The sequence below is a fragment of the Campylobacter sp. CNRCH_2013_0855 genome (assembly GCF_025773025.1).
Lineage (GTDB): Bacteria > Campylobacterota > Campylobacteria > Campylobacterales > Campylobacteraceae > Campylobacter_D > Campylobacter_D jejuni_C.
In genome coordinates this window covers 64,716-88,958 of the sequence record NZ_JAKMTE010000001.1, presented here as the reverse complement: position 1 = coordinate 88,958, position 24,243 = coordinate 64,716, and the positions used below count along the sequence as shown (strand labels likewise).

General features: G+C 30.6%; 22 protein-coding genes and 1 tRNA gene. 16 read left to right on the top strand and 7 right to left on the bottom strand.

Annotated features, from left to right (window positions below; genetic code table 11):
• Window positions 1-19: 19 nt before the first annotated feature.
• From L8X40_RS00445 to L8X40_RS00425, 5 genes are all read right to left on the bottom strand, one after another.
• On the bottom strand, window positions 20-1,063 hold the full coding sequence (locus L8X40_RS00445; protein ID WP_263667071.1) for a hypothetical protein: 1,044 nt from the start codon (window positions 1,061-1,063) through the stop codon (window positions 20-22).
• A 368-nt stretch (window positions 1,064-1,431) separates the two neighbouring features.
• Window positions 1,432-2,613, bottom strand: coding sequence for a molybdopterin molybdotransferase MoeA (locus tag L8X40_RS00440; RefSeq protein ID WP_263667070.1), 1,182 nt, complete (start codon window positions 2,611-2,613; stop codon window positions 1,432-1,434).
• Between the two features lies 1 nt (window position 2,614).
• Window positions 2,615-3,061 carry a molybdopterin synthase catalytic subunit gene (locus L8X40_RS00435; protein ID WP_039627992.1) on the bottom strand — a complete coding sequence of 149 codons (447 nt, stop codon included), beginning with the start codon at window positions 3,059-3,061 and terminating at the stop codon, window positions 2,615-2,617.
• A 3-nt stretch (window positions 3,062-3,064) separates the two neighbouring features.
• Window positions 3,065-3,286: a MoaD/ThiS family protein gene (locus L8X40_RS00430; protein ID WP_087700377.1), complete on the bottom strand. Its 222-nt coding sequence runs from the start codon at window positions 3,284-3,286 to the stop codon at window positions 3,065-3,067.
• A gap of 10 nt (window positions 3,287-3,296) precedes the next feature.
• Entirely contained in the window at window positions 3,297-4,841 is a 1,545-nt protein-coding gene (locus tag L8X40_RS00425; protein WP_263667069.1) for a multicopper oxidase family protein, read from the bottom strand.
• A gap of 145 nt (window positions 4,842-4,986) precedes the next feature.
• Here L8X40_RS00425 and nspC point away from each other — a divergent pair, with 145 nt between their 5' ends.
• The 11 genes from nspC to putP all read left to right on the top strand — a co-directional run bounded on the left by nspC (window position 4,987) and on the right by putP (window position 19,334).
• Window positions 4,987-6,150 carry a carboxynorspermidine decarboxylase gene (gene nspC / locus L8X40_RS00420; RefSeq protein ID WP_214099908.1) on the top strand — a complete coding sequence of 388 codons (1,164 nt, stop codon included), beginning with the start codon at window positions 4,987-4,989 and terminating at the stop codon, window positions 6,148-6,150.
• A gap of 136 nt (window positions 6,151-6,286) precedes the next feature.
• Window positions 6,287-7,216, top strand: a complete 930-nt coding sequence (locus L8X40_RS00415) for a formate dehydrogenase subunit gamma (RefSeq protein WP_263667068.1) — start codon at window positions 6,287-6,289, stop codon at window positions 7,214-7,216.
• A gap of 63 nt (window positions 7,217-7,279) precedes the next feature.
• Window positions 7,280-7,960, top strand: coding sequence for a molecular chaperone (locus L8X40_RS00410; protein WP_263667067.1), 681 nt, complete (start codon window positions 7,280-7,282; stop codon window positions 7,958-7,960).
• 175 nt (window positions 7,961-8,135) lie between these two features.
• Window positions 8,136-8,339, top strand: a complete 204-nt coding sequence (locus L8X40_RS00405) for a twin-arginine translocation signal domain-containing protein (protein ID WP_012661099.1) — start codon at window positions 8,136-8,138, stop codon at window positions 8,337-8,339.
• A gap of 16 nt (window positions 8,340-8,355) precedes the next feature.
• Window positions 8,356-11,178, top strand: a complete 2,823-nt coding sequence (locus tag L8X40_RS00400) for a formate dehydrogenase subunit alpha (protein ID WP_263667066.1) — start codon at window positions 8,356-8,358, stop codon at window positions 11,176-11,178.
• Between the two features lie 10 nt (window positions 11,179-11,188).
• A complete protein-coding gene (fdh3B, locus tag L8X40_RS00395; RefSeq protein ID WP_039662920.1) occupies window positions 11,189-11,758 on the top strand; it encodes a formate dehydrogenase FDH3 subunit beta in 570 nt (189 codons plus the stop codon).
• 55 nt (window positions 11,759-11,813) lie between these two features.
• Window positions 11,814-12,542 carry a winged helix-turn-helix domain-containing protein gene (locus L8X40_RS00390; RefSeq protein ID WP_263667065.1) on the top strand — a complete coding sequence of 243 codons (729 nt, stop codon included), beginning with the start codon at window positions 11,814-11,816 and terminating at the stop codon, window positions 12,540-12,542.
• A gap of 48 nt (window positions 12,543-12,590) precedes the next feature.
• The gene (yedF, locus tag L8X40_RS00385; RefSeq protein WP_263667064.1) at window positions 12,591-13,169 is read left to right on the top strand and encodes a sulfurtransferase-like selenium metabolism protein YedF; all 579 of its coding nucleotides are present in this window, start codon (window positions 12,591-12,593) and stop codon (window positions 13,167-13,169) included.
• Window positions 13,166-14,197, top strand: a complete 1,032-nt coding sequence (selD, locus tag L8X40_RS00380; protein ID WP_263667063.1) for a selenide, water dikinase SelD — start codon at window positions 13,166-13,168, stop codon at window positions 14,195-14,197. Before yedF (L8X40_RS00385) ends, selD begins: the two co-directional genes overlap by 4 nt.
• Before the next feature lie 140 nt (window positions 14,198-14,337).
• Window positions 14,338-17,835 carry a bifunctional proline dehydrogenase/L-glutamate gamma-semialdehyde dehydrogenase gene (locus L8X40_RS00375; RefSeq protein WP_263667062.1) on the top strand — a complete coding sequence of 1,166 codons (3,498 nt, stop codon included), beginning with the start codon at window positions 14,338-14,340 and terminating at the stop codon, window positions 17,833-17,835.
• Window positions 17,836-17,852: 17 nt separating this feature from the next.
• Window positions 17,853-19,334 (top strand): sodium/proline symporter PutP, encoded by a 1,482-nt coding sequence (gene putP / locus L8X40_RS00370; RefSeq protein ID WP_039617615.1) that lies wholly within the window; start codon window positions 17,853-17,855, stop codon window positions 19,332-19,334.
• A 17-nt stretch (window positions 19,335-19,351) separates the two neighbouring features.
• On the opposite strand, the gene yedF (L8X40_RS00365) is transcribed toward putP, so the two are convergent.
• Window positions 19,352-19,579: a sulfurtransferase-like selenium metabolism protein YedF gene (gene yedF / locus L8X40_RS00365; RefSeq protein WP_087700396.1), complete on the bottom strand. Its 228-nt coding sequence runs from the start codon at window positions 19,577-19,579 to the stop codon at window positions 19,352-19,354.
• Window positions 19,576-20,790, bottom strand: coding sequence for a selenium metabolism membrane protein YedE/FdhT (gene yedE, locus L8X40_RS00360; RefSeq protein WP_263667061.1), 1,215 nt, complete (start codon window positions 20,788-20,790; stop codon window positions 19,576-19,578). The genes yedF (L8X40_RS00365) and yedE overlap by 4 nt, the downstream gene beginning before the upstream one ends.
• A gap of 191 nt (window positions 20,791-20,981) precedes the next feature.
• Here yedE and L8X40_RS00355 point away from each other — a divergent pair, with 191 nt between their 5' ends.
• The 5 genes from L8X40_RS00355 (at window position 20,982) to L8X40_RS00335 (ending at window position 24,224) form a co-directional block, all read left to right on the top strand.
• Window positions 20,982-21,875 (top strand): PhzF family phenazine biosynthesis isomerase, encoded by an 894-nt coding sequence (locus L8X40_RS00355; RefSeq protein WP_214099917.1) that lies wholly within the window; start codon window positions 20,982-20,984, stop codon window positions 21,873-21,875.
• Between the two features lie 42 nt (window positions 21,876-21,917).
• Window positions 21,918-22,015, top strand: a tRNA-Sec gene (locus L8X40_RS00350).
• Between the two features lie 24 nt (window positions 22,016-22,039).
• A complete protein-coding gene (locus L8X40_RS00345; RefSeq protein WP_263667060.1) occupies window positions 22,040-23,290 on the top strand; it encodes an adenylosuccinate synthase in 1,251 nt (416 codons plus the stop codon).
• Window positions 23,287-23,709 (top strand): flagellar FliJ family protein, encoded by a 423-nt coding sequence (locus L8X40_RS00340; protein ID WP_087700404.1) that lies wholly within the window; start codon window positions 23,287-23,289, stop codon window positions 23,707-23,709. Before L8X40_RS00345 ends, L8X40_RS00340 begins: the two co-directional genes overlap by 4 nt.
• On the top strand, window positions 23,703-24,224 hold the full coding sequence (locus tag L8X40_RS00335; protein WP_261529632.1) for a MotE family protein: 522 nt from the start codon (window positions 23,703-23,705) through the stop codon (window positions 24,222-24,224). Before L8X40_RS00340 ends, L8X40_RS00335 begins: the two co-directional genes overlap by 7 nt.
• The last annotated feature ends 19 nt before the right edge of the window (window positions 24,225-24,243 follow it).

The window sequence follows — 24,243 nt, the reverse complement described above, 5'->3', positions numbered from 1 at the left end:
GTTGTGAATTTTTCAAAAATTAAAAATTTTTATCTAAAACATATTTTTTATCTATTATAAATGATTTTTCTGTGGATGTATTATTTTCTTTTTTACTTTGTATATAATAAACATCTTTTGCATCCGATAGAATGTGTAAATTTTCTACTTTTATACCTTCTGCATTTTCAATAAAGCTGATATTATTATCTATTAATTTATCTTTTAGAGTTTTATTTTTGCTTAGTAATAATTCCGCGTTAAAATTACCTATTTTTAAATAGGAAATAATATTTTTGTTTAAAGCAAAAAGAGAAAAAATCAAGATGATAGCATTGGCAAGTATAAAAAATTTAAAATCATTAATGTAAAATAAAAAGCTGAATAAAATATAAAAAACAATACAGATAAGAAGTAAATAAAAATAATAATAACAATAATTATCATTAGTTATTTGTGTATTAATAATAACAAGGGCATAAATAAAAGCAATAACTGCATATAATATAAATATTAATATGGTTTGTATTGCGTAAATTTCTATCATGTTTGATGAAATTATATATTTTCTCCCAAAAAACCATAGCATTATATTTGCAACAATTAATACAATTAAAATTAAAGATAAAATTGCTATACTAAGACTGTTTAGTGTAAAAAAAACCATTATTGATGCAGCAATACAAATTATTGCAGGAATACTTTTTGGTATTTTAAGAAAATATTTATGTAATTCTCTTGAAAAAACGAATACTGCTATATAGAAAAAACAAAAAATACCTCCAAATACAATACCTGTTATTGCCAAAGAGATTATCTTTTGGCTATCTATAAAAGGAATAGTTTTTGTTTGTATAAAATGCTGTGTTAGTATGAATATGACTATAAAAAATCCTACGATATTAATCAATGAAAATAAATCTTTTGAATTTTCTAAAACTAATTTTGAAATATTGGTAAAATATTGTGTATCTTTTCTTGTTCTATAAGATTCTTTATATTTTATAAATTTGGATTCAGATTTAAAAATTAACTCTTCTGATTTTTTAAAAATTGATTTTAATGTATTAGTAAAATCTTGCATATATTTTCTTATTCTATGAGATTTTGTAAGTTCGGATTTATGTTTATCGAGCTTTTCTAGTTTTATTTTATCAATATTCTTTACATATAAATTAAAATAAAAATAAATTTCATCTTCTAAATCATTGATTTCATGAGGGTTGTTTTTAAATTTTGTGTATTCTAAATTATTAAAAAATAATATTTCTTTATTTATAAGTTCTTGTAATCTTCTATTTATTATCTTTATATTCTCATGGTTTAAAATTTCTTCTTCTTTTTTAAGTTCTTCAATTAATTCTTGACAATCTTGTAGCTTTTTTTCTTTTGTAGCTAACAGGGTTTCAAAATTCATTAATAATCCTTATTTTATATTATCACAATATAGCATTAAGGCATTAAAACAATATCCACCAAATCATTTTCTTTTATATCATCATGTGCTATCATTAATGCGGCTTTGTTGTTTAAGTTGTTGATGATAGCACTTGAGCCTTGTTTTTTGCCTTTTAAATTGGCATAAATTTTTCCATCTTTAAATTCCACATTACAAGCTACAAATTCTAAATGCGAACTTTTTTTCTTATAGTCAGTATTTGCAAATGCCTTAAATACATAGTCTTTTTCTTGTAAAAGCCAAGCATTTAAAAGTTCTCTTACATATAAATTAAACATCACCATAGCCGAGTACGGAAAACCCGGTAGCGCAAAGATGAATTTATCTTCAAATTTGGCTATTTTGATGTGTTTGCCAGGCTTTACATCGACCTTGTCTATGATGATTTCATATTCTTTAACAGCTTGCTTTAAAAAGTCAAAATCCCCCATGGAAACTCCACCGGTGGTGACTAAAATATCACACGCATTAAGTGCTTGTTTTAAAACACTTGGGGTTTTTTGCATATCATCTTTTAAAAGTGGAAAAATTCTAGCTTCAGCACCAAGTTTTTTTGCCATATTAGCTATGGCTACATGGTTTGATGAGCGAATTTGCGCAGGGTGTTCTAAGCTTTCGCCCAAGTCTTTGATTTCACTTCCACTACTTAGCACACCTATGATAGGTTTAGCAAAAACGCTAATGTGAAAATATCCAAGCTCGGCTAAAAGTGCTATTTCGCTATAGCTTAGCTTTGTGCCTTTTGTGAGTAAAATTTCACCTTCGGTGTAGCTTTCGCCCACCTTTCTCACAGCAAAGCCTTGTGGAACTTTTTCTTTTATATAAACCACACCGTTTTTAACCTCAACTTTTTCCACAGGCACTAAGGTATCACAACCATCACTCATCAAAGAACCTGTAAAGGTTTTAACGCATTCTTTATTTTGTATTTTAAAGCTTGGAAAAACTCCCGCAGGTACTTCGCCTATGATAGACAAAGGCTCATCTTGCTCGCTAAATTTGATCGCATAACCATCCATAGAAGCAGTAGGAAATTGAGGGTTGTTAGTAGAAGCTTTGATGTCTATGGCTAAAATTCTATCTAAGCACTGTGTTAAAGCAATGTTTTCTATCTTTTCATATGTTTGTATGTGTGAATGAAGTATGTCTAAACTTTGGCTATAAGAAGTTAGCATTTTAGTCCTTAGTGCTTAAAATTCCTGCTCCTTGAAGTTTCAAAGAGCGTTCTTTGGCATAAATTTTTTCACCATTAATGATATCATATTTCCATATAGGTGCGCTTGCTTTAAAATCTTCTACAAAATCATTAATTAGTTTTAATCCTAATTTTCTTTGTTTGCTTAAAACCCCAGCAAAATAAGAACTCTCATGCACCTTAACCTCGCCGATAGAGTGAGCAAACATCAAACTTACATTTTCATTTGCAAGTTTTTGGCACCACTTTTCAAACCAAGTTTTTAATAAAGGCTCATATATATCAAAACTCAAAGCCTCAATCTCATCTTCAGCCCTCACTATACCACAAAATGTGATCAAAGCTCCGCAGTTTTTATCTTTAGCATATTCATACCATCTAGCATAAATGCTAGGAATTTCTAAGGCTCCTTGATGTAATTCAAACATAACTCATCCTCCACAAACCGGTGGTAATAAACAAATTTTATCCCCATCTTTTAAGGTAGTTTCATCATCAAAAACCATTTCATCATTTAAGGCAACTGCACAAAGATCAAGCCATTCTTTTAAGCTTTCATCTTGCCCTAAAATTGCTTTTAATTCTTTAAGATTGCTTACGTTTAGTTCTAAGCTTTCTTTGTTAATTGGCCCTAGAAATTCAACTTTTACCATTTTTTTACCTTTATTCTTTGATTTCTAAAATTCCCATCATTCCAAGATCTTCATGCTCTAAAATATGGCAGTGAAACATTCTAATACCGGTAAATTTTTGACTCATTCTAAGTCTTAATTCTTCTTTAGGTCTTACATTAATCGTATCTTGCAATGCTCTGAATTTTGCTTTTGTTATTTTACCCTTAAATTTAGAAGATATGAGTTCAAATTGTGTTCCGTGTATATGGAAAGGATGATCCATATGCGATTTGTTTTTTACTACCCATTCTTCTACCTCATTTAATTTTGAGGTTAAATCCGTTCTATTCATATCAAATGTTTTACCATTGATTAAAAACATAGAAGCAAGGCTTTTTTTGATTTCTTCTTCGCTTTTTTTACTAATACCATGCATTTGCATATGATCTTCGCTCATAATCACTTCTTTAAAGCTTGTAGCTTCTTTTAAAGGTGGAAATTCGCGTAATTTTTCTGGTATGTTTTCTATAGTTTTTTCTATTTTAAGATCAGCTAACATAAGAGTGTAAGGTTTTTCTTTAACAAGCATTTTATCGCGGTCATAATAAGTACTTTCAAGTTTAAAATCGCCCTTACTTGCTTTGATTAGCACTTCTACTCTTGAAGCAGGACTTAAAAATAACTCATCTAATTCAACACCTTTTTCTATAAGCCCTCCATCAGTTCCTACTAAAATAAATTTAGCACCCTTAATGCGTAAATTTAAATATCTTGCCGCACAAAAATTATAAATACGAATTCTTTGAGCTTTATCAAGTGTTATTTTTGGTTTTAATTGTCCATTAATAAGAACTAAATTTCCTTCTCTACCATTTAGCCAATCAAATAAATTATTATCAGGAATTTGTGCGTTTTCATCTAAACGCAAATCACTAATCACCCAATCTTGTTCTTGTAAATGCGACAACGCGTCTTTTTTGGCTTTTACTACAAACACCCCTGCTAAGCCTTTATAAACTTGCTTTGCTGTGGTGTAGTGTGGGTGTGGATGATACCAGTAAGTTCCTGCTGAATTTTCTCCAAGTTTAAAGCGATAAATTCTTTCTCTGCCAGGCATGATAGGATCGTGTGGGTTGCCATCTTGCTCAGGTGGTATGTCAAGTCCATGCCAGTGGATAGTAGTTGGCTCTTTTAAACTATTTTTTACCAAAATTTCCACAGTATCACCTTCATAAACTTCTATTTTAGGTCCAGGTATAGAGCCATTGTAAGTAAAGCATTTTGTTTTTTTACCTTTAATAAGTTCTATTTGACTTTCTTTGATTTCTATACTTGATCTAAAGAAATTTTTCTTTGTACTTGTGTTTTTTAGAAGTTTTAAATTTGCTAATGCTCCTCCGCTAGGAAAGTCTTTTTCATCGAGTAGTTTAATGTTTGGATTTTCTAGTTTTATAAAAGAAGTATTGATTTCTTTTACATCTTTTTGTGTATGTTTTGAGTGCATATTATGATGAGAATGATCTCCCATTGCATAAGCACTGCTAATACTTGCTAAACCTAAAGCATTAAATTTTAAAAATAACCTTCTGTCCATTAAATTTTCACTCCTAAATTAATTTTGATTTGGATTTTGATTATAACTATTATTTGATTAATGATGGTAAATTATAAAAACAAGATATAATTTTAATATGATTTGTTATACAAGTGGTTTTAAATTAAAAAATTAAGGACAAATAATGCTAATTAAAAATCATCTAGATAAAGACTTTCAAACTCCTGCTTATATTTTAGAAGAAGATAAACTTAGAAAAAATTGTGAGCTTTTGGCTAAAGTGAGCGAGCAAAGTGGAGCAAAAGTTTTGCTTGCCCTAAAGGGTTTTGCTTTTTCAGGTGCTATGGATATAGTGGGCGAGTATTTATCAGGTTGTACTTGTAGCGGGCTTTGGGAAGCTAAATTTGCAAAAGAATATATGAACAAAGAAATTCATACTTTTTCACCTGCTTTTAAAGATGATGAAATAGATGAAATCATAGATCTTTCACACCATATAGTATTTAACTCTTTTAATCAGTTTAAAAAATTTAAAGATAAAGCAAGCCACAAATTTCTTGGTTTGCGTTGTAATCCAGAGCTTTCAGTGGCTCCAAAAGAACTTTATAATCCTTGTGGTAGATTTTCAAGATTAGGAATTCGTGCGATTGATTTTGAAAATGAAGATTTAAGTGCTTTAAGTGGGCTTCATTTTCATGCTTTGTGTGAAGAAAGTGCGCATTCTTTAGAGCTTGTGTTAAATGCTTTTGAAGCTAAATTTTCAAAATTTATTAAAAATATGAAATGGGTTAATTTTGGTGGGGGTCATCATATCACAAAAAAAGGTTATGACGCGCAAAAACTAATTGATCTTTGTAAAAAATTTAGCGATAAATACGGTGTACAAGTGTATCTTGAGCCAGGTGAGGCTGTGGGTTGGCAGTGTGGAACTTTAGTCGCAAGTGTGATAGATATAGTAGAAAATGAGAAAAAAATAGCTATTTTAGATACTTCAAGTGAAGCTCATATGCCAGATACTATCATCATGCCTTATACAAGCGAGGTTTTAAATGCTAGAATTTTATCAAGTCGTGATGGACAAAATTACAGCGAGTTAAAAGAAGATGAATTTGCTTATTTACTTGGCGGTAATACTTGCCTAGCAGGAGATATTATGGGTGAGTATGCTTTTAATCAAGAGTTAAAAATAGGACAAAAAATAGTATTTTTAGATCAAATTCATTATTCTATAGTTAAAAACACCACATTTAATGGAGTAAGGCTTCCAAATTTAATGTTCTTAGATAAGAATGAAAATTTATCTATGGTAAGAGAATTTGGTTATGAAAATTATTCAAAAAGAAACTAAAAATTGAGTTTTTTTGTAGTTTTTTGCAAATTTATGTTTTTTAAATAAAACTTTTTTTAAAATAAAAATGGAAACTGAAAATTAACAAAACTACAATGCTAAGCTTTAGCTAGCGTGTAATGTTTAGGAGTAATTTATGCATAGAGTTATACTAGCTCTTTTAGCCTGTTTTAGCTTTCTATTTGCTCAAGAAAATTTTGAAGTTAAAAATACTCAAATTTGGGATGTACAAAGAGTAATGAATATAGAAAGTTATCAAAATTTTGGTGCTTTGTGGACTAAACTGCAAGGTGAGTATATTGCAAGTGCTGTTTTGATTATACTTATAGTGGTAATTTCAGCTTTTGCTTTGCACTATATGGTCATAGGTCCAAAGAAATTTTCCCATGATGGTAAGAAAATTTATGCTTTTTCGGTATTTGAAAGATTGTTTCATTTTGTAGCAGCAATCTCTTGGATTATCCTTGTGCCAACCGGACTTATTATGATTTTTGGATCATATTTTGGTGGTGGATTCTTTGTAAGAATGTGTAAAAACTTACATGGCATTGCTACTATTTTATTTATCATTTCTATCATTCCTATGCTTTTGTGTTGGATTAAAAGAATGCTTCCTGCAAGTTATGATCTAAGATGGATGATGATAGTAGGTGGATATTTAAGCAAAGAGAAAAAACCTGTGCCTGCGGGTAAGTTTAATTTTGGTCAAAAATCTTGGTATTATATAGCTGTTTTTGGTGGATTTTTGATGATAATCACCGGTGCGTTTATGTTTTTCCTTGATTTTAATTCTACTTCTTTGCAGTCTATTTTTGGAATTTCTCATATAGATATTTTAAGAGCTTCAGCTATCATCCATAATATTTTGGGTATTTTATGTGCGGTATTTTTTGCTATTCATATTTATATGGCTGTATTTGCTATTAAAGGAAGTATTCACTCTATGATTAGTGGTTATAAGGAAGAAGAAGAAGTTTATATTTTACATTCTTATTGGTATAAAGAATTAAGCGATAAAAAACAAATCAATCCATCGTTTACTTATGATTCTAAAACAAAAATTTAAAATCTCACTTGATTTTTTTAAATTTTCCTTGTTATAATCAAATAAAAATAACAAGGAAAATTAATGATACAAGATATTGATCTTTCGCGTAAATATTTTTATGAATTTTTTTCAAAAGCTTTTAATTTTATCGATGAAAAAGAGTTTAAAATTTGGCATGAACAAGTTTTAGTTTTAGCTCAAAGTCCTTTAGATGATAGCCTAAAACCTGATTTTGAAAAACTTAGTGCATGCGATTTTGTAAATTTTAAAGAAGAGCAAAATGCGGTGTTTTTTGATTTTTCTTATGTGAATGTACCTATTAGTGCTTCTTTTTACGATGAGGGTAGAGATGATGGTAAAATGAAACTTCAAGCTTGTGAAATCATTAGAAAAACCAAATTTAGAAAAAAAGAAGATTGCAGACAAAGTGAAGATGAATTTGGCTTTTTGTTTGCTTTTATGGCAAGTATTATTGAGCATGATTTAAAAGTTGCACAGCAATTATTTCGTTTTGTGATAAATCCTGTAGTAGATGAGTTTATAGAAAAATTACAAATCCACAAAAACTCAAATTTTTACATTGCTATTGCCAATATTATGAAAGTATTTTTTGCAAATGAAAGAGCTTATTTAGAAGTGCAAGTGCCTATAAAAAAAGAAGGTAAAAGTATAGCAGATGAGGCTTTACAAAGACTTCCTTATGAACCAAGACTTCCTACTAAATTTAGCAAAACAAATATAGAAGAACTTAGCAAATTATAAAAATTAATATGTATTTTGTTACCAAAATACATATTATCAAAATCATCTTTTTATGAAAATAGAAATTAAATAAAATCTTAAGTGAAAATATGCAAAATTTACTCTGTTAAGTGTGTAAATACTTTGAAAATAAGTATTTATAGTTATTCTTTACTTTTATTTCAAAGGAGAGAACATGGAGGCCAATCAAAGAAGGGATTTTTTAAAAAAATCTTTGAAAATTGGTGCTTTAGGGGTAGTAGCTGGGGCAAGTGTGAATGCTTTAGCTAAAGATGATTACCAAGAGCAAAATACCGTAGTTTTAGGAAAAAGTACTAAAAAAGAAGTGCTTTATAAAAAAACTATGCATTGGGAAAAATACTACAAAATAGCTTATTAATTAAGAAAGGAAGAAGATGGCATTAGCAAGAAGAAATTTTCTTAAGCTTGCTGGTATTGCTGGTCTTGGAAGTGCGGCTTTTGGTAGTGAAAACAAAGCTATTAGAGTTGCAAGTGAACAAGAAGTAGCAAATCCTTATCCAGATTCTAAGATTGTTAGAACAATCTGTAGTATCTGTAGTGCAGGCTGTGGAATTAAAGCAGAAGTGCAAGATGGAGTTTGGGTGCGTCAAGAAAACGCTATAGAACATCCTATTTCACAAGGATCACACTGCTGTAAAGGGATAGATCAAATCGATCTTACTAAATCAAAACAGCGTATTAAATATCCTATGAAAAAAGAAAACGGCAAATGGGTACGTTTAACTTGGGAACAAGCTATCAATGAAATTGGTGATAAAATGCTTGAAATCCGTAAGGAAAATGGGCCTGATAGCGTTATGTTTTTAGGTTCGGCTAAATTTAATAACCAACAAGCTTATTATTTTAGAAAATTTGCAGCATTTTGGGGTACTAATAATATAGACCACGTTGCTAGAATTTGACACAGCGCAACAGTCGCCGGTGTGGCGAATACATGGGGTTATGGCGCTATGACAAATCATTTTGGTGATGTGACTAAACATTCAAAAATGATGATTATTTTTGGTGCAAATACTGCTGTGGCTAATCCTATTGGATTTAAACACTTATTGCAAGCAAAAGATCGTAATAATGCTAAATTAGTAGTTGTAGATCCTGTATTTACAAAAACTGCAGTGCATGCTGATGAATACGTAAGAATTCGTCCAGGTACAGATATAGCTTTAGTTTATGGTATGCTTCATTTAATCTTTAAAAATGGTTGGGAAGATAAAGAATTAATCAAAACTAGAACTTATGGGGTTGAAGAAATAAAAGCAGAGGCTGCTAAATGGACTCCTGAGGTTGTAGAAGATGTAACAGGTGTTCCAGCTGCTCAACTTGAAAAAATCACAAGAATGCTAGCTACAATCAAACCTGCTACGCTATTCTGGGCTTTAGGTATTACTCAACACTCAGTAGGTAGCTCTAATACAAGAATTCTAGCTATCTTGCAACTCGTTCTTGGTAATATAGGCAAACCAGGTGCAGGAACAAATATTATCAGAGGTCATGATAATGTTCAAGGTGCTACTGATATGGGTTGTTTAGCTGATACTTTACCAGCTTATTATGGGCTTGATGATAATGCTTGGAATCATTTTTCTAATGTATGGAATGTTGAGAGAGAGTATTTAAATTCAAGATTTTATTCTAAAGAATGGATGCATGAAAAAGGCTTTTCACTAGCAAAATGGTGGCAAGGCGTTTTACATGAAGAAAAAACTTATTCAAACTCACCTATCCGTGTGCTTTGGGTTCAAGGAACGGGTATTACTTCTATGGCGCATACGGTAAAAATTCAAGAAGCGCTTAAAAAACTTGATATGATTGTAATCGCTGAACCTTTTGTAAATGAAGTAGCAGTTTTAGCAGACCGTCCAGATGGAATTTATATTATTCCTGCTTCAACCCAATTTGAAACAGAAGGTTATGTGACTGCGACTAACCGTGCTATGCAATGGCGTTCTCAAGTAGTAAAACCAATTTATGAAAGTAAAGAAGACCAAGAGATTATGTTTGCTTTTGCTAAAAAATTTGGTTTTTATAAAGAATACACTCGTGGTATGAAAATGGAATTAAAAGATCATAAACTTGTGCAAACAAGAGATGATAATGATGATAATTTCATATGGCCTGATGATGCTACAAGAGAAATGAGTAATGGTCTTTTAAGCATAGGCTTAAGAGGTATTTCAGCTGAACGCTTAAGAAAACACCAACAAAATTGGGAACATTTTGATCCTGATACTCAAAGAGGTCTTGGTGGTGAAGTTAAAGGCGAATACTATGGCTTACCTTGGCCTTGTTGGGATGAACAACATCCGGGAACTTCTATATTATGGAATACTGATGTGCCTTATGAAGAAGGCGGTATGGGCTTTAGAAACCGCTTTGGTTTGGAGCATGAAGGGCATTCTCAATTAGCAGATGAAGCCTTTACTCCAAAAGGATGTAAAGTTAAAGGTGGCTACCCACAAATTACTAAAGAAAATATCGAAAAAGTGTTTAATATCAAACTAAGCGATAAAGAAAAAGAATTAATGGGTGCTAGCTGGAGTACAGATATTTCAGGTATAATCTTAGAAAAATGCAGGGAAAAAAGTGCTTGTTGTTTAGGTAATGCAAGAGCTAGAATGAAAGTTTGGGAATTTGCTGATCCTATTCCACTACATAGAGAGCCTATTCACTCACCTCGTTGGGATTTGGTTAAAAAATATCCTACTTGGGGTGATCAAGAGAAAAACTTTAGAGTTGAGAGTAAATTTATCAGCGAGCAACAAAAAACAGATTGGAGTAAAGAATTTCCAACTATTATTTCAAGTATGCGTTTAGTAAATTTAAGTGGTGCGGGTATGCTTGAGCGAACTAGTAAATATCTTGCTGCAATCACACCTGAGATGTTTGCTAATGTACATCCTGAACTTGCTTTAAAATATGGCATAAATGATGGTGATATGATGTGGATTCACTCACCACAAGGCACTAAGATTAAAGTAAAATGTGTGCATAATCATTCAGTTACACCAGATAGAATTTGCTTGCCTTATAACTTTGCGGGTATTATGCAAGGAGTGGATTTAAGTTACAATTATCCTGAAGGTACTAAACCTTATACTATAGGGGAAAGTTCTAACACGGTTACTAACTATGGTTTTGATATAAATACGCAAATTTCTGAGTTTAATGCAGGACTTTGCAGACTTGAAAAGGCTTAAGGGGTAAGTTATGGCTAGAATGAAATTTTATGTAGATAATAATCGCTGTATTTCTTGCTTTGCTTGTCAAGTAGCTTGTTCAAGTGCGCACGAAGTGCCAGTGGGGATTAATAGAAGAAAGGTAATCACTCTAAATGAAGGTATAGAAGGTAAAGAGTTTTCAACAACTCTTGCCTGCCAACACTGTACAGATGCTCCATGTGAGCAAGTTTGTCCTGTAAAATGCTTTTATATTAGAGCTGATGGTATTGTTTTACATGATAAAAAAACTTGTATAGGTTGTGGGTATTGTCTTTATGCGTGTCCTTTTGGTGCTCCACAATTTCCAAGAGATGGTGCTTTTGGTATTAAAGGTGAAATGGATAAATGTACTATGTGTGCAGGTGGTCCTGAGCCTACCAACTCTCATGAAGAAAGAGAACTTTATGGACAAAACCGTATCGCAGAGGGTAAAGTACCTATGTGTGCTGCGGTTTGTTCTACAAATGCACTTTTGGTTGGTGATGCAGCTGAAGTTAGTGCGATGTATAGAAAAAGAGTTTTACTTAAGGGTCAAAATTTAGGACTTGATGCAAAATAACTCAAAGGGTGTTTACAAACACCCTTTTTTACTACTTATAATCCAAGGTTAATTCATGGAAGAGCTAATTTTACAAATTCAAAAAAATCTTGATGAAAATAATAAACTTACTTGTAAAAAAGCGTTAGAACTTTTAAAACAATATTCTAAAGAAGATTTTCAAACTGCTATAAAAGAATTAAGTATAAAAATTTCAGATTGTGAGCTAGGTCAATTTGGAAAGTTAAATAAAAATATAGCAAAAAGTGAAATTTTAGAAAAATTAGAAACAAAACTAGATTCTAAGCGTCGCATATCATGTAAAGATGCTTTAGAATGTGCTAAAAACTTTAATATGGCTGATATTAGAGCTACACTTAAAACTTATAAAATTGATGTTAAACATTGCGAACTTGGTTGTTTTGAAGAAAAAAAAGGTAAAAAATTTCATATAAAAAGTAAAATTTGGGTAGAAAATCCTGATGGAGAATTGCTTTTTGGTAAAGGGAAAACAGATATTTTAGAATTAGTAGGAGAATGTGGAAGTATTTCCCAAGCGGCTAAACAACTAGGGATTAATTATAAAAAAGCTTGGCTTTATATACAGGATTTAGAAAAAAATATGAAAGAAGAATTACTTATTGCTAAAAAAGGAAGGGGAAGTCAATCAGGTAGCAAACTTACTCCTAGAGCTTATGAGTTAATTCAAAATTTTAAAATTTTACAACAAGATGTAGAAGAATACACCAATAAACGCTTTAAAGAATTATTTTTCAAAAAAAATCAAGAAAAAGACAAAACTTAATTTGAATACAAGTTATAACAATATATCATTAAATAAAAAAGGTAAAAAATGAAAATTGATTGTAGAGATTTAGCTTGTCCGCGTCCTGTGATAGAAACAAAAAAAGCTTTAGAAGAGTTAAAAGAAAATGAAAATTTAGAAATTCTTTTAAATTCTCAAGCTTCTAAAGAAAATGTAATGAGATTTTTAAAATCTTTAAATTTGAAATTTAATGTTAAAGATTTAGATGATGAGAGTATTATTAGTATTGTAAAAGATGGCGATATAGTTCATACTCAAGAACAAAATTTACAAGAATACAATGTATTATTTTTAAAAAGTGATAAAGTAGGCGAAGGGGAGCTTGGAAAAAATTTAATGCTAGGCTTTTTAAAAACTTTAAAAGATTTACCTAATAAACCCGCAAAAATCCTTTGTGTTAATGATAGTGTTTTGATGAATATTGATTGCTCTCATATGGCATTTGAAGCTATGAAAGAACTTGAAAATTTAGGAGTTGAAATTTATAGTTGTGGGGCATGTTTGGAATTTTTTGGCAAAAGCAAAGAGCTTAAAATAGGTAAAATAGGTAATGCTTATGAAATTTTAAATGAACTTTTTGGAAAGGCAAAGATTATTTCTTTATGATATATAAAGATCAAAAACTAACTCAATACGTAAAAGCTGCGGGTTGAGCTGCCAAATTAGACTCGGTGGGTCTTGACAAAATTCTTGGCATTTTAAAACCGCATGAAAATATTTTAAGTGGTATTAATAATAACGAAGATGCAAGTGTTTATAAGCTAAATGAAGATTTAGCTTTAGTGCAAACTCTTGATTTTATCACACCTGTGGTTGATAGTGCGTATCATTTTGGCGCTATAGCTGCTGCAAACGCCTTAAGTGATGTATTTGCTATGGGCGCTGAGGCGATTAATGCTTTAAATATTGTAGGCTTTGATACTTGTCATTTTAATAATGAAATTTTACTTGAAGTTTTAGAAGGTGCTAGAGTTAAGGTTGAAGAAGCAGGAGCTGTGCTAGTAGGTGGGCATACTATAGAAAATGATGAATTTATTTTTGGTCTTAGTGTAACAGGTGTAGTTCATCCTAAAAAATTTATAGCTAACAATGGTGCAAAAGATGGTGATGTGATTTTACTTACTAAGCCTATAGGTAGTGGTATTATTAGCACTGCTATTAAGGCTGGTTTGCTAGAAAAAGAAAATATTTTAAAAGCAATAGAGCAAATGAGCTTTTTAAATTTATACGCAAGTCGTATTTTAAGGGAATTTAAAAGTCTTAGTGCTTTAAGTGATGTAACAGGTTTTGGTCTTTTGGGGCATTTAAAAGAAATGTTAAATAAAGAGATTATGATAGAAGTATATAAAAATGAAATTCCTTTGATGGATGGAGTTTTGTCAATGGCTAATATGGGGATTATCCCAGCAGGAGCTTATAAAAATAAAGATAGTCTAAAAAATTGGATTGAAAATTTAAACGAAAAAGATGAGGATATAGTATATTTTGATCCTCAAACTTCAGGTGGACTTTTAGCTATCATAAATGAAAATGAAGCAAATAAAGCTTTAAAAATCCTAAAAGATCACAATATTGAAGCAAAGATTATTGCTAGATGTGTAAAAAATACTCATAATTATTTATTATTACGCTAATATTTTATTTACAATTAAAAATATATGTTTATATTTGTTACTTTTTCACATAAAAAAATAAATTATAAATAAATATATGTTGATTTTCGTTGCATTTTTTGTATCATAAATACATATTAACTATTAAAGTGGAGGAAAAAATGATACAAAAAGCTTTGCAATTAGCTGAAGAATTACAAAGAAAGATAGAAAGTAATATCTCTCAAAGCGAAAAAGAATTTCATGCCAAAATGCAAAAACTTTTAAACAACCCTAAAAATAAAGTAATGTTGATTGAGCTTTTAGATCGCTCTTTTAGATGTAAAGATAAAAGTGCTAGTTTTGAGCTGATAGAATATACTTTAAACAAATATGGCATAGCAGATTTTTTTAGTGCTTTTGAAAAATTTTTACTTTTTTCATTTTTAAATTTTGGAAAATTTGCACCAACTCTTAGTGTGCCATTTTTCATTAAGCATTTAAGAGAAGATACTAAAGCTATGGTTTTAGATGCAAATCCTAGTGTTTTAGAGCCTCATATGCGTAAAAGAAAAGATGAAGATAAAATCACCTTAAATGTAAATTTAATTGGTGAAGAGGTTTTGGGTGAAGCTGAGAGTGCTTATAGGATGAAAAAATACGAAGAAGCATTAAAAACAAGCTATATTACTTATATTTCTATTAAAATTACTACCATTTTTTCCCAAATCAATATTATTGATTTTGAATACTCTAAAGATGAGGTGGTAAAAAGATTGGATAAATTATATGCTCTTGCTTTAGAGGAAGAAAAAAAGCAAGGTGTGTCTAAATTTATCAATCTTGACATGGAAGAATTTAGAGATTTGGAATTAACCGTTGAAGCTTTTATGGAGAGTGTTGCAAAATACGATATTAAAGCAGGTATTGTTTTGCAAGCTTATTTACCTGATTCTTATGAGTATTTGAAAAAACTTTTTGCTTTTTCAAAAGAAAGAGTTTTAAAAGGTATGAAGCCTATAAAAATTCGCTTTGTAAAAGGTGCAAATATGGAAAGTGAAGAAACTATAGCTTCACAAAGAGGTTGGGCTCTGCCTACTTTTTATAAAAAAATTGACACCGATAGTAACTATAAAAAAATGCTTGATTTTGTCTTAGAGGGAGATAATCATAAATATATTAATGTAGGTATTGCAAGCCATAATTTGTTTGAAATTGCTTATGCTTATACTAGAATTTCACAAGCTGGAGCTTTATCATCTTTTACTTTTGAAATGCTTGAGGGTATGAGTTTGCAATGTTCTTATGAACTTTCTAAAATGCATGATCTTATACTTTATGCTCCAGTTTGTGATGAAGCACATTTTAATAATGCTATTGCATACTTAGTAAGAAGACTTGATGAAAATACTAGTGAAGATAATTTCATGAGATATTTTTTCAATCTTAAAGTTAATGATAAAAATTGGCAAATGCAAAAAGAATTATTTATAAAATCCTTAGAAGGCGTTGCTAGTTTGGATAATTCTACTCATAGAACTCAAGATAGAAACAATGAAACAAAGGCTATTAGTTCTTATGAGAGTAAAGAATTTAAAAACGAACCTGATACAGATTTTATCTTAAAAGCAAATAGAGAGTGGGCTAAAAATATAAGAACTAAATATGAAAATTTAGAAAATTATGATGTATATCCGGTTGTAAAAGAGGAAATTAAAAACGAAAATTTACAAGTAGTAGAAGTTAAAGATAAAATCAAAAATCGCACTATAGGTAAAGCATATTTAGCAGGCCAAAAAGAGATTAAACACGCTTTAGATGTAGCTAAGAGCTCAAATTTTAGTGATTTAAGTCATGATGAAATTTATAAAATTTTAGCAAAAACTGCCCAACTTGTTAGAGATCGTAGAGGAGATTTAATAGGTATAGCAGCCTTAGAAGTAGGAAAAACTTTCTTAGAAATTGATCCTGAAGTAAGTGAGGCTATAGACTTTTTAGAATTTTATCCGCATTCTTTGGAAAAACTAAAAGAGCAAAATCCAAATACTACTTTTAAAGCAAAAGGTATAGGTGTGGTGATTGCGCCATGGAATTTCCCAGTGGGTATTTCAGTAGGAACCATAGCAGCACCTTTAGCTGCAGGCAATAGAGTGATATATAAGCCATCATCTTTATCAATGCTAACAGGTTATATGCTTTGTAAATGTTTTTGGGATGCAGGAATTCCTAAAGATGCTTTGATTTTTTTACCTGCTAAAGGTAGTGATATATCAAAATACTTGCTCGTTGATCAAAGTGTAAAATTTTCAGTATTAACCGGTGGGGAAGAAACTGCTTATGCAATGCTCAAAGCCAATCCAACTTTACTTTTAAGTGCTGAAACAGGTGGTAAAAACGCAACTATTGTTTCTAAATTTGCTGATCGTGATAGTGCGATTAAAAATATCATTCATTCAGCATTTTCAAATTCAGGTCAAAAATGCTCTGCTACTTCTTTACTTGTTTTAGAAGAGGAAGTTTATGAAGATGAAGAGTTCAAAAAGACTTTAGTAGATGCTGCTAGTTCTATGGCGGTTGGAAATCCTTTTGCATTTAAAAATAAACTTGGAGCTTTAGCAGATAAGCCAGATGCAAAATTACAAAAAGCTTTAGATGAGTTAGCTCCATATGAAAGTTGGGCTTTAAAACCTAAATTTATAGATGATAATCCTTATCTTTTAACTCCAGGGATTAAGTATGGTACTAAAAAAGGTGATTTTACACACATGAATGAGCTTTTTGCACCAATTTTAACTGTGATGAAAGCAAAAGATTTAAAAGAAGCTATTGATATAGTAAATTCAACAGGTTATGGACTTACAGCAGGATTTGAAAGTTTAGATGAGAGAGAATGGGAGTATTTTCATACTCACATAGAGGCAGGAAATATTTATATTAATAAACCAACAACAGGAGCTATAGTTCTTAGACAGCCTTTTGGTGGTATTAAAAAATCAGCCATTGGTTTTGGTAGAAAGGTTGGAATTTATAATTACATCACTCAATTTTTAGATATAGAGCAAAGTCAAGCTGATCAAAATGTTTTGGACAATGAATTAGTATCAAATTTAAATGCTTTAAGCTTAGATTTAAATGAAAAAGATAAAGCCGATTTTGAAGTCGTTAAAGCTATGGCAAGAAGTTATGCTTATCATGCAAAGCATGAATTTGCAAGTGCGAAAGATTATGTCAATATAAGAGGTGAGGATAATCTTTTCTCTTATACAAAGGTTAAAAATATCGCTTATAGAGTGCATAAAGATGATAGCTTAAAAGATATTTTGGGAGTTATTTTAGCAGCTAGTGTGCTAAATATTGATCTTATTTTAAGTTATGATGAGCATGAAAAAATAGATCTTGTACAAAAGATTAATCAAAAAATTAGCTCTAAAACTTTATTCCTTAAAGAAAGTAAAGAAAATTTCATTAACAAGATAGCTAATTATGAAAGAATCCGTTATTTTGCTCCATTGGATGTTAATGATGAAATTTTCATAAAAGCAGCAAGTTGTGCAAAAATCATCGCTAATGCTAAGCCTTTAATAAACGGACGTTTTGAGTTGCTTTTATATCATAATGAAAAAGCTTTAAGTATATCTTTCCATCGTTATGGAAATCTAGGCATTCGTGCTTTAAAATAATATAAAAAGGAGATAAAATGGAGGTTGTTCAAATTAATACTCAAATTGCGATAATGTTTGTCGCATATTCAGCATTAATGCTTTTTATCGGATTTTATTTTTATAAACAAAATAAAAATTCAGAGGACTATTTTTTAGGTGGCCGTTCTATGGGACCGGTGGTTTCTGCACTTAGTGCAGGAGCTTCTGATATGAGCGGTTGGCTTTTAATGGGTTTACCAGGAGCTTTATATGTAAGCGGTTTGGCTGAAAGTTATATTGCAATAGGTCTTAGTATAGGAGCATTTTTAAACTGGGCTTTTGTAGCAAAAAGACTTAGAATTTATACTAGTGTGATTGCAAATTCTATTACAATTCCTGATTATTTTGAAACAAGATTTGATGATGATAAGCATATATTAAGAGTGGTTTGTGCTATTGTTATTTTGATCTTCTTTACTTTTTATGTTTCTTCGGGGCTTGTAGGTGGGGCAAAACTTTTTGAAGCAACTTTTGGAATTCAATATGATTATGCACTTACTACAGGAACTGTGATTATAGTTGCTTATACATTTTTGGGTGGATATAAGGCAGTTTGTTGGACAGATTTAATTCAAGGTTTATTAATGATGAGCGCCTTGATTGTTGTGCCTATAGTGATGATTTATCATTTGGGTGGATTTAGTGAAGCTGTTAATATAGTTAAAGAAATCAAGCCAAATACTTTTTCCATGGGAGAAGGGTTGAGCTTTTTGGGTATAGTTTCAGCACTTTCATGGGGACTTGGATATTTTGGTCAACCGCATATTTTGGTACGCTTTATGTCTATAAGATCAACTAAAGATATCCCAACTGCTACTTTTGTAGGAATTTCTTGGATGGTTATATCTTTAATTGGTGCTTGTTTGATAGGTATTTTAGGTATAGCTTATGTGAGTAAATTTGAGCTTAGTTTGCAAGATCCTGAAAAGATTTTTATCGTAATGTCACAATTACTTTTTAATCCTTGGATAGCAGGCATTTTACTTAGCGCTATTTTAGCAGCTATCATGAGTACAGCAAGTTCACAATTGCTTGTTTCAAGTTCAACTATAGCAGAAGATTTTTATAAAAGAATTTTTAATAAAGAAGCATCTAATAAAACAGTGATGACTTTGGGTAGATTTGGTGTTTTAGCAGTAGCTGTGATAGCTTTTATCATTTCTACTGATAAAAACTCAAGTGTATTAAGTATAGTAGCTTATGCTTGGGCAGGATTTGGAGCAAGTTTTGGTTCTGTAATGCTCTTTTCGTTATTTTGGTCAAAAATGACAAGATATGCTGCTATTGCAGGTATGATTACTGGTGCAGTTGTAGTTGTAGCATATAAAAATTTCTTGGCCGAGTGGCTTAATTTTCCTATTTATGAAATCATTCCGGGATTTTTAGCTGCTTCTGTTGTGATTGTTTTAGTGAGTTTGGTAACTAAAGTGCGCCCAGGAACTAAAGCAGCTTATGAAACAATGTTAAAACATCTTTAATATATATTCAAAAGCCTTTAAGGCTTTTGAATTAAAAATCTAAGCGTTGGGCCATCTTGATTTATTTCTAGAATTTCAAAACCACGATTTTTAGCATCTTGAGGTATAGAATTGATACTTTGCGGACAGTCGCATAAAATTTCTAAGATTTCACCTGATTTTAGTTCTTTTAAGGCATCAATAGTAGCTATAGCAGGATATGGGCAAGCTTCACCTTCTAAATTTAAACTATAATGAATAATCATATTTTTCCTTTTTTATTTTGTTTGAAAAAGAATGATTTTTTAAACTTTAATATAAATAAAAATAAAATTGCAAATAAAGTTAAATTGATTACTAAGCCATTAAAATAACCAAATTCATTTAAAAGATGAATCTTTACTCCATCTGTTAAGAAATTTGGAAAATAATCGTAACTTAAAGCTAATATCATAGTACCAATAATATTTGCAATACCCACTATAATAAAATGACTTTGTCCTTCACAAGCTCGATACATCCAGCCACACTCGCATCCTCCGGCAAAAACTATCCCAAAGCCAAATAAAAAAGCACCTAAAGCAATATTTGGTGATATTTCTATTATTTTGCTAGTGTGTCCTTGTAAGATAAATGCAAAAGCTATTAAACAAGCTATAATCATACCTATTAAAGCACCTTTTATAGCATTATCTCTACCAAATAAAAATAAATCTCTAAAGCAAGAAGTGAAGCAAATTTGAGCTCTAGATATGATAAAACCAAAAACAAAGCCAAATATTAGCGCTAAGGGGAGAATACTTTCTTTGTTTTTAATATTTAAAGGTTGTTTTTGTATTATAAATCCAACATAAGCAATAAAAATTATAAATAAAATAAGTCCTGTATAAAAATATATCTTTGCGGTTTTATTTTGTGTTTTTAATGGTTGGTTTTCTTTACAAACGCGTTGTAATTTGGCTTTTGGCTTAAAAAGTGCTAGGTTGCAAACTTTAACAGCTAAATAAATCCCTAAAATCATAAACAAAGTAAAAACCCAAGTATGTAAAGAAAAATAAGGCAAGCCTGTAAAAAAATTTGCTAGGTTGCAACCAAAGGCAAGTCTTGCACCAAATCCAGATAAAATTCCGCCTATAATAGCTTGAAAAATTCGAATTTTGCTAGCAGGTAAGCGCCATTTGAATTTATTTGCTAAAAACGCAGCACTTAAACACCCTATAAACATACCTATAAGCATAATACCATCAATTCTTGTTAAGGGAGTGCCACTTAAATTTTGCTTTTGATAATAAGAATAAGAGCTTAAGTCTATACTAAAAAATTCTAAAAACTCTCCACCCCAGCGTGTCATTTCGCCAGTGACTGCCCAAACACTACCAAAAATTCCAAAATAAATAGCACTTAAAATTCCAAGCATGATCATGCCTTTGGAATTATCCCAAAAATTTATAAAAAAAGATTGTTTGAAAGAATGCATTGTTGTATCCAAAAATTGTGATTGTCAAAACTTGACACTAAAATAAAGTGTTATTATAGCTAAGAAATTTGATAAGAAAATAAAACAAAGTCTCCCATAACTTTAGATATTTAATTTTTATTTTAATTAAAAATATTAAGATATAATAATTATTAATCTAGCGATGGTTGTTAAATAGTTGGAGATTGGTTATGAAAGAATATATTGTATACCAAATTGATGCTTTTACTAGAGAAAAATTTTATGCAAATCCTGCTGGAGTCGTAGTAAATGCAGATGGTTTAAGTGATGATTTAATGCAAAAAATCGCAAGAGAACTTAATAATTCAGAAACAGCTTTTGTTTTTAAAAATCCAAATAATAATTTTTCACACGAGGTAAGATTTTTCACTCCAAGTACTGAAGTTCCTATATGTTCGCATGCTACTATTGCAACGCATTATGCTTTAGCTTTAGAAAAAAATATTAGTCAAAATACTATTTTTGAACAAAAATGCAAGGCAGGCGTTTTTGATGTTGAAGTAAAAATAGAAGATGATAATTATTTTATGACTATGACTTATGACGAGATTGAATTTTTAAATAAATTAAATCAAAAAGAGATAGAAATTCTAACCAAAGCACTAGGTTTAAAAGAAGAGGATTTGATTAAGGAATTACCAATACAAGTAGTTTCTACAGGACATTCTAAAGTTTTAATAGCTATAAAAGATTATCATGTTTTAAATGCTTTAAAGCCTAATATGCAAGAGTTAGCAAAGCTTAGTGAATGTATAGACTGTAATGGATATTTTGTTTTTACTTTTGATACTAAAGAAGAAAATGTTTTAACACAAGGAAGGATGTTTGCGCCAGCTATTGGTATAAATGAAGATCCAGTTACTGGAAATGCACATGCACCTTTAGCTCCCTTTTTGCACAAATATAAATTTTCAAACATAAAAGATACTTTTTCATTTTATGCTAAACAAGGAAAAGCTATAGGACGAGAAGGAAAGATTTTAGTAGAATTTTTCCCTAAAGAAAATAAAGTTAAAATTACAGGTGAGGCAGTTGTTGTTTTTAAAACAAAGTTGTTTATTTAATTTTTATTTCAATTAAAAATATTAAGATATAATATCTTTTTTGGAAGGTTAGCTTATCTGGTGATGGCCACTGACTTCAAATCAGATGAAAGAGTAGTTGACTACTTTTTGGGGAGTTCGATTCTCTCACCTTCTCGCCAAATTTAAGTCAAAATGGAGTTTTTATGAGTAAAGCAGATATTGTCGTTGGTATCCAATGGGGTGATGAGGGTAAAGGTAAGATAGTTGATAAACTATGCGAAAATTATGATTATGTTTGTAGGAGTGCAGGTGGTCATAATGCAGGTCACACTATATGGGTTGATGGTATAAGATATGCTTTACATTTAATGCCATCAGGTGTTTTAAATAAGCAATGTATTAATGTCATAGGTAATGGAGTTGTAGTTAATCCTGATGTGCTAATTAGCGAAATGGCTCAATTTGAAAATTTAGAAGGAAGATTATTTATAAGTGATAGGGCTCATTTAAATTTAAATCATCATGCTTTGATTGATCAAGCAAGAGAAAGACTTAAAGGCGATAAAGCTATAGGAACAACAGGCAAAGGTATAGGGCCAAGTTATGAAGATAAAATAAGTCGTAATGGACATAGAGTAGGGGAATTGCTAGAGCCTGAAAAACTTTGTGAAAATTTAATGAAAGATTTTGAACTTAAAAAAACTTATTTTGATATTTTAGGTATTGCAATGCCTAGTTATGATGAAATTTTAAAAGATTTAAAACGCTTTAAAGAAGTGCTAGCGCCATATATTACAGATACTACAAGAATGCTTTGGAAAGCTTTAGATGAAGATAAAAAAGTATTATTAGAAGGCGCGCAAGGATCAATGCTTGATATTGATCATGGAACTTATCCTTATGTTACTAGTTCAACGACTATTTCAGCTGGAGCTTTAAGTGGTTTGGGATTAAATCCAAAAGAAATTGGAAAAGTTATAGGTATAGTAAAAGCTTATACAACAAGAGTGGGAAATGGAGCTTTTCCAAGTGAAGATTTAGGTGAAGATGGTGAAAAAATAGGACTTATTGGTAAAGAAATCGGAGTAAGCACAGGTAGAAAAAGAAGATGTGGTTGGTTTGATGCGGTTGCGGTAAGATATTCTGCAAGATTAAACGGCTTAGATACTTTATCATTAATGAAACTTGATGTGTTAGATGGTTTTGAAAATGTTAAAATTTGTAAAGCTTATGAGTATAAGGGACAAGAAATAGACTATGTGCCTTGTGATTTAGAAAATGCTAAACCTATTTATGAAGTAATGGAAGGTTGGGACAAAGTTGCAGGGATTAGAGATTATGATTTATTGCCTGAAAATGCAAAAAAATACATTAAACGTTTGGAAGAATTAAGTGGTGTTAAAGTAGGCTATATCTCTACAAGTCCCGAAAGAGAAGATACTATCATTTTATGAAAAGCAAATATTCTTCTGTAATTAAGCTTAGAAAACAACAGCTTGATAAAGCAGAAGCAAATTTAACCAAAACAAGACAAAAGCTTTTGCAGTGTGAAGAAGAGCTTAAGGAAGCCTCAAAAACTTGCGAAAGCTTAACTTTAGCCGATAAGGGCTCGATAGCTTTGTTAAGATCGTCTTTAAAATTGCAAGAAATTGCAAGAGAAGGCAAGCAAAGGGTTAAACAAAAATTAGATTTAACCAAAAAAGAATTAGCACATCATCAGCATTTATATAAAAAAGCTCATTTGGAATTTGAAAAAATCAAAGTTTTAGAAAATGAAGAATTAAAAAAGATTCAAAAAGCTTTACAAAAAGAAGAGGAAAAGTTTATAGATGAACTTGCTATAACAAGGCATTTTAATAAGGACAAATCATGAAAAAAATAATATATTTCTTTATTTTTATAGTAAGTATTTTACATGCTCAGCAAAATTGTGAGCAGTATTTCGAAGCTAGAAAAGAACAAATGCAAGAACAAATTAGAGAATATGACGAGGCAAGACAAAGTTTAGAGGCATATAGAGCATCTTTTGAAGCTTTACAAAAAGAAAAAATGCAAGCTTTGGTGCAAAAAGAGGCTGATATTAATGCAAGTTTAGAACAAATCAAAACCTTAAAAGAACAAAATGAGCGTATATTGAAAGCAACTAAAGAAAATCTTCAAGCGATTAATGATAAAACTATGGGGCGTATTACAGAAATCTATGCAAAAATGAAAGATGTGGCTGTTGCAGGTATATTAAGTGAAATGGAACCTGATGAAGCTTCAAAAATTCTACTTTCGCTTGATCCTAGAAAAATTTCATCTATTATGGCAAAAATGGAACCTAAGAAAGCTTCAGATTTAACACTGCTTTTGAAAAATTTAGATCAAAATGTAAGTTTGCAGTAAGTTTTAAGCAGTTTTTACC